The following is a 3360-nucleotide window of genomic DNA, read 5'->3' as shown; positions in this document are numbered from 1 at the left end:
GTAAAAAATGAAACAAACTCTAAAATTATTAAGCACTGTAACTTTGTTAATTATAACTGGATGTAATATCGATAAACCTCCTCCAGGAGAGGTGGCTACGTGGGAGAAAAATGGTGTTACTGATTTTACAGAGGTAGGAAAAGCCTTGTTAGAATGTGGTATGCCAACCCCTGATGATGTCGATCCAGAAAACAGAAAACTCAGCTACAATGCATGGGCAACTATTGATGCCTGTATGGTTCAATCAGGTTTTCGTGATAAAGTGGGGGGAGGGACTTGGTGTGAGAATCATAAAGCCGAAAACCTTCCCATTTGTCGTCCAGGTGCTGTGATCCCGAGGCCCAGTGTCAAGAAGCGCTTAAACAGCCCTTATTGTAAAAAATATAAAAATGCACCTGAATGCAAACCTTAAGTCTTGCTAGTGATGATCAACAATCCGCCATCCTTGCCTTCACTTGGAACGGCGGGATTGTTTTCTCAACCAATCATCTCAATATTGTTCACCGTTGTTTTAAGCAGCGATGACAGAAAATATCAACAAGCCTCCGAGCTGTTTTATAGTAAATAAATCCATTGAAAGAGGGGAAGAATGAAGAAAATCTTAAAACTATTGAGTTGCATAGCTCTCTTAAATACAGCTGGATGTGTTAACCAACCTCCTCCATCAACTTTAGCATTATGGGAAAAACCAGGTGTCGATAAAGCGATGATCCAACAATCCTTATCAAAATGTGGTTGGAAACCGGTTTATGCTTCTTCTAGTGATATGAATTCGTATGCGAGTGAATTTGCCTCAGTTTATGAGTGCATGAAAAAAGCAGGTTTCCGATATAAACTGCAAGATTCAAAAGGGATCTATTTTACACAACCTCCCAAAAGTGGCTCATTCCTAAGCAATTTAATGATAGCAGGATATCAGCAATTTATGGACAATGACACCTTTGGTGTGACCAACAAAACGAAACAGGAACGGGCTTTACTAACGCATTTTGAGGATGAAAGAAAACGTCAGCAAAAGCAAAAAGCTTTACAAAAGCGATCACCAAAGCGTCCTCCCCATCGTTAAAAGGTCGTTGGATAAAATCACGAATGAAGTAGGGGATCAAAGCCGTCTCCTTCTTTATTCAAGCGGGTGGCACTTTAAATAAGGCAGCATTCATGGTGTTGGCGCTGATATTATCGCTGGTACCAATCCAATCTATGTGCTGGAAAATGATGCACAGAGCGGAAAGATCACCATGGAAGCAGGTAAAGATATCATCTTTGAAAGTGCACAAAACACGCAAAGCACACAAAACAGCAGTGAAAGTGCTTCAATGAGTGTTGGCACCGGTTATGGCACGGGTGGCGCAGGGGCAACGGGCAGTGCTGCTTTTAGTCAAGGGGAAGGTTCCAGTGAGGAAGTTCAACACAAAAACAGCCATATTATAGGCACCGGCACTGTTCATACCACGAGTGGGGCAAACTACCACATTGGCAGGCGCCGTGGTTTCTGGAGAGCGTGTAGAAATGGAAGTAGGGGGTGATTTTTCCATTACCAGCCGCAGTGATACGGGACAAACTTCCAGTAAGCAAAACTCTGTTTCTGTTGGGTTTGGTGCTGGACAAACGGGTGGTGGGGGGGCCATGAGCGCCTCTTTCCAAAAGGATAAATCCTCCAGCGATTATCATAGTGTTGTGGAGCAATCAGGCATCAAAGCGGGTGATGGCGGCTTTAATATCATAGTTAAAGACAAAACAACGCTGACCGGAGGCATCATTGCCAGCACCGCGCCGGCAGATAAAAACAGCCTGACCACAGGAAGCATTAGCACCAGTGATATCAGCAACAGTGCGCATGCTAAAGCCAGCAGCCATGGGTTTAGCATTTCTGGGAATGACACGATAAAAAACATTGCCAAGAATGTTTTAAATCACGGCAAAGCCAAGGATGCAGCAGAAGGGGAAACCAAATCTGCTATCAGCGATGGGACTATCATCCTTACTGATACAACTGGACAGAGGGCGATGGGGCAAGATGCTGGACAAATCATTGGCTCTCTCAACCGCAACACCGCAGCAGCACACCAGGCAGTAGGACAGCTAGATGTCGCACCGCTTGAGGATATATTGCGTAATCGTTTAGGTATGAGAAATAAATGGGTAGATGAATGGTTTGATATATGGGATGGGGTTCGTAAAATGGCATTTTATGTTGACCATCCAGTGGGTGAGGTTGCGCATGATGAAAATGGCAATGTCCTCTATTTAACCGATGAAAATGGAAAACCTATAAAAGGCAGTGATGGAAAATATATCACTCTGTATCACTTTTTAAAGCCAGAGAAAGAAAAGCATTTACAAAAAGGCCCTAATGGTGCTGTTTATATGTTCTACAATGGCATTTTTAATTCACCAGATGATGCTGCGGGTAATGCTGTCCAATTGGCTGTTAATAAAAATGGTCCCCTTTATTTTACATACTTTCCCCAAGCTGATGATGTGCTGGTAGAATTAGGGGTAGCATATTATCAAAAGTTTTGGGAGGGTAGCACTTGGGGATTGAGTAATTCGACCAAGAAGTTCCAAGATTTTATCTATCGTTATGGCAATGACAATGCTATTGTTAGTGGGCATAGCCGGGGTACCTTAACAATACGCAATGGAGCAAATGACTTGCAAGAACATGGTATCCACAGTGTAGCCAAGAAAACAGACTTCTATCTTGTTGGAGCGGCTGCTCACATGCAATCGATGGCCAATACAGTAGATTATCTAAGCGATGGCGAAAAAAATTATATCTACATACAAGGTCATATGTTAGACCCCATTAGTACAGTGATTGGTTACAATTGGCCTACGGCTTATAAGGCACCTTTAAATCTAGATTTTTCACTTTTGGAGAAAGGTATAAAAAATCCTTTTTATATGATGATATTTGCAGCAAACAGTTTATTTACTATAGCAACTAATCCTCTCAGAGAGATGGGGAGAGCGGTCTTGGGCCTTAACCCGAGCCCCCATAATTGTTATGCTGATGCGAGTGATGCGTGTAGATGGAATTACGGTTCATTTGGTTTTAACAAACTTTATTCAACGAGAACAGGGAACAAAAAATGAAAATGTTGTTTAATTTATTAAGCCTGCTCATTTTGTTAACGGTTACTGGATGTGACATTGAAAACATTGACAAACCTGCTCCAGGATACGTGAGTATGTGGGAGAAGTCAGGTGCGGATTCTACTGAGGTAGGAAAAGCCTTATTAGAATGTGGAATGCCGAGTCTTATCGATCCTGATTCAGAAAACAGAAATTTAAGCAACAATGCAATAGCAACAATTCATGCTTGTATGGTTCAATCAGGTTTCCGCTATAAAGATG

Annotated in this window: 2 protein-coding genes and 2 pseudogenes; all 4 read left to right on the top strand. The window is 42.2% G+C overall.

Going from position 1 to position 3360, the window contains the following annotated elements:
• The first annotated feature begins 7 nt into the window (after positions 1–7).
• Positions 8–412, top strand: coding sequence for a hypothetical protein (locus ACFIMM_RS00995; protein ID WP_375674252.1), 405 nt, complete (start codon positions 8–10; stop codon positions 410–412).
• 177 nt (positions 413–589) lie between these two features.
• Positions 590–1066, top strand: coding sequence for a hypothetical protein (locus ACFIMM_RS00990; protein WP_375616816.1), 477 nt, complete (start codon positions 590–592; stop codon positions 1064–1066).
• 82 nt (positions 1067–1148) lie between these two features.
• A pseudogene (locus ACFIMM_RS00985) lies at positions 1149–3099 on the top strand (hemagglutinin repeat-containing protein); the annotation flags it as partial.
• Positions 3096–3360 (top strand): annotated as a pseudogene (locus ACFIMM_RS00980) (hypothetical protein); the annotation flags it as partial. The pseudogenes ACFIMM_RS00985 and ACFIMM_RS00980, both read left to right, overlap by 4 nt.

It is taken from the genome of Bartonella sp. AP258QHHD, assembly GCF_042196145.1.
In the GTDB taxonomy this organism is placed as follows: Bacteria; Pseudomonadota; Alphaproteobacteria; order Rhizobiales; family Rhizobiaceae; genus Bartonella.
Note: the sequence above shows the minus strand (reverse complement) of the source record. Positions and strands in the feature narration are given on the sequence as shown.

Coding starts and splice junctions, on each gene's coding strand:
- ACFIMM_RS00995 (WP_375674252.1), top strand. CDS start 8: ATGAAACAAACTCTAAAATTATTAAGCACTGTAACTTTGTTAATTATA.
- ACFIMM_RS00990 (WP_375616816.1), top strand. CDS start 590: ATGAAGAAAATCTTAAAACTATTGAGTTGCATAGCTCTCTTAAATACA.